At 68.4% G+C, this 6,294-nt stretch carries 7 protein-coding genes; 6 read left to right on the top strand and 1 reads right to left on the bottom strand.

Features of this window, described 5'->3' with window-relative positions:
- Nucleotides 1-74: 74 nt before the first annotated feature.
- Nucleotides 75-1,259, bottom strand: a complete 1,185-nt coding sequence (locus D7Y21_RS06980; RefSeq protein WP_120564482.1) for a DnaJ C-terminal domain-containing protein — start codon at nt 1,257-1,259, stop codon at nt 75-77.
- Nucleotides 1,260-1,527: 268 nt separating this feature from the next.
- Here D7Y21_RS06980 and D7Y21_RS06985 point away from each other — a divergent pair, with 268 nt between their 5' ends.
- The 6 genes from D7Y21_RS06985 to D7Y21_RS07010 all read left to right on the top strand — a co-directional run.
- A complete protein-coding gene (locus D7Y21_RS06985; protein ID WP_233612009.1) occupies nt 1,528-2,115 on the top strand; it encodes a hypothetical protein in 588 nt (195 codons plus the stop codon).
- Nucleotides 2,112-2,606, top strand: a complete 495-nt coding sequence (rimI, locus tag D7Y21_RS06990; RefSeq protein ID WP_120564484.1) for a ribosomal protein S18-alanine N-acetyltransferase — start codon at nt 2,112-2,114, stop codon at nt 2,604-2,606. The genes D7Y21_RS06985 and rimI overlap by 4 nt, the downstream gene beginning before the upstream one ends.
- Nucleotides 2,607-2,828: 222 nt before the next feature.
- Nucleotides 2,829-3,200 (top strand): 30S ribosomal protein S12, encoded by a 372-nt coding sequence (gene rpsL, locus D7Y21_RS06995; RefSeq protein WP_014395857.1) that lies wholly within the window; start codon nt 2,829-2,831, stop codon nt 3,198-3,200.
- A 169-nt stretch (nt 3,201-3,369) separates the two neighbouring features.
- Nucleotides 3,370-3,840 carry a 30S ribosomal protein S7 gene (gene rpsG / locus D7Y21_RS07000; protein WP_014395858.1) on the top strand — a complete coding sequence of 157 codons (471 nt, stop codon included), beginning with the start codon at nt 3,370-3,372 and terminating at the stop codon, nt 3,838-3,840.
- Nucleotides 3,841-3,948: 108 nt separating this feature from the next.
- Nucleotides 3,949-6,030 carry an elongation factor G gene (gene fusA / locus D7Y21_RS07005; RefSeq protein ID WP_121712051.1) on the top strand — a complete coding sequence of 694 codons (2,082 nt, stop codon included), beginning with the start codon at nt 3,949-3,951 and terminating at the stop codon, nt 6,028-6,030.
- 139 nt (nt 6,031-6,169) lie between these two features.
- The coding region (locus D7Y21_RS07010; RefSeq protein ID WP_233588040.1) for a GTP-binding protein at nt 6,170-6,294 on the top strand (125 nt) is incomplete at its 3' end.

Consider the following 6,294-nt stretch of genomic DNA (forward strand, 5'->3'; position numbering starts at 1 on the left):
TACCCGCTCCGGATTCGGAAGAGTGGAGGCGCGATGTAGGACGGTGCGCCTTCCAGGACAAGTGGCAACGACAACTACAACGTCAGCTCCCGGCGCACGTCGCCCCGGTAGGCCCGCGCCAGCGTCTCCGCGGCGGCCCGGACGTCGTCCGTGGCCTCCTCGGGGACCTTCACCTGGAGCAGCAGGTACATGTCGCCCGGAGTGCCGCCCCGGAGCGACGGCACGCCGCGCCCCTTGAGCCGCATCTTGCGGCCGGATTGTGAACCTGGAGGCACCTTCAGCGTCACCTCACCCTGGAACGTAGGCACGCGCACCTCGCCGCCCAGCAGCGCCTCGGAGACCGTCACCGGCAGGTCCAGGTAGAGGTCGTCGCCTTCGCGGCGCACCAGCGGATGCTCGGCCACCTCCGTCTCGATGTAGAGGTCCCCCGGAGGGCCCCCCTGGATGCCCGCCGCGCCCTGGCCGGCCAGCCGCACCTTGGAGCCGGTGACGACGCCCGCCGGAATCTTCACCGTCAGCCGGGTCGTCTCCTCCTTGATGCCGCTGCCTCCGCACTGGGAGCAGGGCTCCGGGGCCTTCCCGCTGCCGCGGCAGGTGGGGCACACGCCGGATCCGCCGAACATGGCGCCGCCCCGCCGGGCCCGCCCCGTGCCGTTGCAGGTGGGGCACGTCACGAGCTTCCCCGTGTTGCCCTCGCCGTGGCACTTGGAGCAGCGGCCCGGCCGCTGGAGCGTCAACGCGCGCTCGGTGCCGGTGACGGCCTCCGCGAGGGAGATCTGCACGCGGGTCGTCAGGTCATCGCCGCGCTCGGCCGCGGTGGATCGGCTGCCGCCCCGGCCCCGGCCGAAGAGGTCGTTGATGTCGAAGCCGCCGGCTCCCCCGCCGCCTCCGCCCGAGCGCCCGAAGATGTCGTTGAAGAGATCCCCCAGGTCCACGCCCTCGGTGCTGAAGGGGATGCCTCCGCCCCCGCTGCCCCCGGCCGCCTGGGCGGCGCGGTACTGGCGGTAGGCCGCGGCCTTCTTCTCATCGAAGCCGATCTTCTCCGCGTCCTCGCCGAACTCGTCGTAGAGCGCGCGCTTCTTCGGGTCTCCCAGCACCTCGAAGGCGGTGTTGATGCGCTTGAACTTCTCCTCCGCCCCCTTGTCGCCTGGGTTGACGTCGGGGTGGTGCTGGCGCGCCAGCTTCCGGAAGGCCTTCTTGAGGTCGTCCGCCGAGGCCGTCCGTGGCACGCCCAGAATCTGGTAGTAGTCGTCAGCCATAGGTTTTGAGGGTGGTGCAGTACCCGACAAGGGAGAACGTAACCAGCGGTGCGGTGAGCGCCAGCACGGGATGTCCGGACAGCACCGCGATGGTTACAGTCGCCGCAAGATGAGGAAGGCCATGCCAGCACCGCGCGCCCGCCGGAAGGCCCCCCTGTGGCTGGCGTGCGGGCTGCTCCCAGCGGCTCTGGGAATCGCCCTGGGGTCAGTGGCGACCGCCCACGCCGCCCCCCCGCCGCCCGCTCCCGTCGTGGAGGAGGGCAGGGTGGTGGACCGCGTCGTAGCGGTCATCGAGGGCCAGGTCCTCACCCAGAGCGAGCTGGAGATGGAGGCCCGGGTGGCGCTGATCCAGCGGGGGGCCGTGCAGGCCGCCGCCCTGCCTCTGGACGAGCAGACGCTCCGGGGGGCGCTGGAGCTGTCCATCAACCAGCGCCTCCAGGTCCTGAGCGCGGACCGCCTGCAGGCCTTCCCGGCCGAACCGGCGGAGGTGCAGGCCCGGCTGGACGCCGTCCGGGCGCGGCTGGGTGGGGAGGAGTCGCTCCGGCGCTTCCTGGACCGGCACGGCGTGGACCGAAGCGCCCTGGAGGCCGTGCTGGCGCGGGGCTTGCGGGCGGAACGAATCCTCGACAGCCGCGTCCGGTTGAAGGCACAGGTGAGCGAGGCGGAGGTCCGTCACCATTATGACGCCCACCGGGACCTGTACCCCGGTGAGTTCGACCAGGCAGCGCGCACGGCCATCCGCGAGGAGCTGGTCCGGGCGCGCTACGGAGAGCTGGCGGCCCAGGCCCTGGCTGAAGTACGCAAGTCGGCGCAGGTGCGGCGGGTGGCGCCCTTCGCGCGGGAGGCACGGCGATGAGACGGCTGCGGGACGACGGGACGCCCGACAAGGCCAAGGGCTTCCTGATCCGGCAGATGACCGTGGACGACATGCCGGCGGTGATGGCGCTGGAGAAGGCGTCCTTCAAGAACCCCTGGTCCACGGAGCTGCTCGGGCGCGAGCTCCAGCACGACTGGTCCACCATCCTCCTCGTGGAGGAGCCGCTGTCCGAAGGCGGCGTCGCCCTGCTGGGCCTGGCCATCTTCTGGATCGTCCATGACGAGGTCCACGTCCTGAATGTCGCCACCGCTCCCGTGCACCGACGCCGGGGCGTCGCGCGCGTCGTGATGGAGGAGGTGCTTCGCCGGGGCGTGGCGCGGCGCTGCTCGCTGGCCACCCTGGAGGTGCGCCGGGGCAACGAGTCCGCCCTCAACCTCTACCGCTCGCTGGGCTTCCGGCCGGTCGGCATCCGCCCGAACTACTACGTGGACGAGGGCGAGGACGCGATCGTGATGGTCCTCGACTTCTAGGGCCGTAAGGGAGTAGAGCGTCCGCCCGTTGTCGTCGTCCCAGGTTTTTCGGGTGTGAGGGGAATGCACCCGGGTCCTCTGGCCGGTTCTGGCCCAGGGGCAGGCCATGCTTGACACCCGGGGGGCCCTCCCTATACTCGCGGGCCTTTTGTGTAGCCTGTAGGTAGATATGCTCCGCTTTCGTGTAGCCGGACGCGGGGTTCCCACGAAGAAGAGGTTTCAGTGCCGACCATCAGCCAGCTCGTCCGCAAGGGCCGCGAGAAGCTCAACATCAAGGGCAAGAGCCCTGCCCTGAAGGAGTGCCCCCAGAAGCGCGGTGTTTGCACGCGCGTCTACACCACGACCCCGAAGAAGCCGAACTCGGCCCTCCGCAAGGTGGCCCGCGTGCGTCTCACCAACGGCATCGAGGTGACTTCCTACATCCCCGGCGTGGGTCACAACCTCCAGGAGCACTCGGTGGTCATGATCCGCGGTGGCCGTGTGAAGGACCTCCCGGGCGTTCGCTACCACATCATCCGCGGCACGCTGGACTCCGTGGGCGTTGCCGGTCGCAAGCAGAGCCGCTCCAAGTACGGCGCCAAGCGCCCCAGCTAGTCCGGTTCTCCCGCGCGTCGTTGGCGCGGAACACCTTCGCGGTACCTGAAGCAGTGTCGGACGCTGGCCCCACACCCTGGGGAGTGTCCCTGGAAGTTCCAAGCAGTGTTCTTGAAGCCCCTGAACAAGGCTTTCCTCCGAGCGAGGAGAGTGGGGCGTAAGGGAAGAGATGCCTCGTCGTCGCGTAGTCGCCAAGCGGAAGATTCTCCCGGATCCGAAGTTCCAGGACCGGCTCGTCACCAAGTTCGTCAACGACCTGATGCGCAAGGGGAAGAAGTCCATCGCGGAGGGCGTGTGCTACGGCGCCTTCGCCCTCATGGAGGAGCGCGCGAAGGAAGACCCCCTCAAGACGTTCAAGAAGGCCCTGGACAACGTCAAGCCCGTCCTCGAGGTGAAGAGCCGCCGCGTCGGTGGCGCCACCTACCAGGTGCCCGTGGAGGTCCGTCAGGACCGCCGCGTCGCGCTGGGCATGCGCTGGATCATCTCCTACGCCAAGGCGCGCGGTGAGAAGACCATGCAGGAGAAGCTGGCCGGCGAGATCATGGACGCCGCCAACAACCGCGGTAACGCGGTGAAGAAGCGTGAAGACACGCACAAGATGGCGGAAGCCAACAAGGCCTTCGCTCACTACCGCTGGTAGGTCCCGAAAGGGGCTTCGCGGTTGCCGCCCGGATGCGCTGCCAGCGTCCGGGCGGTTTTGTTTATCTGCCCTGGCAGAAGCTTTGAGACGTCTGGAAGGAACCGAGTCATGGCCCGTGAGTTCCCCCTCGAGCGCTACCGCAACATCGGCATCATGGCGCACATCGATGCCGGCAAGACGACCACCACCGAGCGGATCCTGTTCTACACAGGCGCCATCCACAAGATGGGCGAGGTGCACGAAGGCACCACCACCACGGACTGGATGGTCCAGGAGCGCGAGCGCGGCATCACCATCACCTCCGCGGCCATCAGCGCCTTCTGGGAGCGGACGGGCCAGCGCTACCGCGTGAACATCATCGACACGCCTGGCCACGTGGACTTCACCATCGAGGTGGAGCGCTCGCTGCGCGTGCTCGACGGCGCCATCGCCGTGTTCGACGCGGTCAACGGCGTGGAGCCGCAGTCGGAGACGGTGTGGCGTCAGGCGGACCGCTACAAGGTCCCGCGCATCTGCTTCATCAACAAGATGGACCGCGTGGGCGCGGACTTCGAGATGTCCGTCGGCACCATCAAGGAGAAGCTGGGCGCGCGCCCCGTGCGCATGCAGCTGCCCCTGGGCAGCGAGGACAAGCTCAAGGGCGTCATCGACCTGGTGCGCATGAAGGCGCTGGTGTTCCAGGACTCGGAGCAGGGCAGCCGCTTCGACATCGTGGACATCCCCGCAGAGTACCAGGAGGCCGCCGCTGCCGCGCGCGGGGAGCTGCTGGAGGCCGCCGCCGAGCAGGACGACGCGCTCACGGAGAAGTTCCTCAACGGCGATGAGCTCACCGAGGACGAGGTGCGCGGCGCCATCCGCAAGGGCTGTGTGGGGCTGAGGCTGTTTCCGGTGTTCTGCGGCTCGGCGTTCCGCCACAAGGGCGTGCAGCCGCTGTTGGACGCGGTGGTGGACTACCTGCCCAGCCCGCTGGACATCCCGCCGGTGCAGGCCAAGACGCCCAAGGGCGAGGACGTCATCCGCGAGACACGCGACGACGCGCCCTTCAGCGCGCTGGCGTTCAAGATCATGAACGACCCGTCCTTCTCCTCGCAGACGCTGACGTTCCTGCGCGTCTACTCGGGGAAGCTGGAGGCGGGCACTGCGGTGTGGAACTCCGTGAAGGGCAAGCGCGAGCGTGTCAGCCGGCTCGTGCAGATGCGCGCGGACAAGAAGGACGAACTGACGGAGTGCTACGCCGGCGACATCTGCGCGGTGGTGGGCCTGAAGCTGGCGAGCACGGGCGACACGCTCTGTGACGACAAGCAGCCCGTCATCCTGGAGCGGATGGAGTTCCCGGAGCCCGTCATCGACATCGCCATCGAGCCGAAGTCCACCGCGGACCAGGACAAGATCATCCAGGCCCTGCAGCGGCTGGCCATGGAGGACCCGTCCTTCCGCGTGCGCTCCAACGAGGAGACGGGCCAGACGCTCATCGCCGGCATGGGCGAGCTGCACCTCGAAATCATCGTCGACCGGCTCCTGCGCGAGTTCAAGGTGGACGCGAACATCGGCAAGCCGCAGGTGGCCTACCGCGAGACGGTGACAGCGACGAAGGTCGCGGAGGGCAAGTACATCCGCCAGGCGGGCGGCAAGGGGCAGTACGGCCACATCAACCTGCGCGTGTCCCCGAACGAGCCCGGCAAGGGCTTCGAGTTCGTCAGCAGCATCACCGGGGGCGCCGTGTCCAAGGAGTTCGTGGACGCCGCGCGCGACGGCGCGAAGGAGGCCATGCAGAACGGCCCCGTCGCCGGCTACCCCATGGTGGACGTGAAGGTGGAGGCCTACGACGGCTCCATGCACGACGTGGACTCGTCAGAGATGGCCTTCAAGATCGCCGGCTCCATGGCCTTCAAGGACGCGGTCCGCGCGGCGAACCCCGTCCTGCTCGAGCCCATCATGGCCACGGAGGTCGTCACCCCGGAGGCCTCCATGGGCGACGTCATCGGCGACCTGAACGGCCGGCGCGGCAAGATCCTGGGCATGACGCCCCGGCCTGGCGGCGTGCAGGCCATCCAGGCGGAGGTGCCCCTGGCCGCCATGTTCGGGTACTCGACCGACCTGCGGAGCAAGAGCCAGGGAAGGGCGACCTACACCATGCAGTTCAAGCACTACGCACCGGCGCCGAAGTCAGCGCTCAACCCGAGCTACTGACCTCCCGCCCGCTGGGAGAGCCGCCGGGCGAATTCTGTTGACGTTCCAGCGGCTTTGAAGCACACGCAGCACCCCTCGGAAGTTCTCCCGAAGTCCTATACCGCCGGGGTTGCACAGGCGGCGTCGTGAGGAGCGGTTCATGTCCAAGGAAAAGTTCGATCGCAGCCTGCCCCACGTGAACATCGGAACGATTGGGCACGTGGACCACGGCAAGACGTCGCTGACGGCGGCCATCACGAAAGTGCTGGCGAAGACGGGCGGCGC

The organism is Corallococcus sp. AB045 (genome assembly GCF_003668895.1).
GTDB lineage: Bacteria > Myxococcota > Myxococcia > Myxococcales > Myxococcaceae > Corallococcus > Corallococcus coralloides.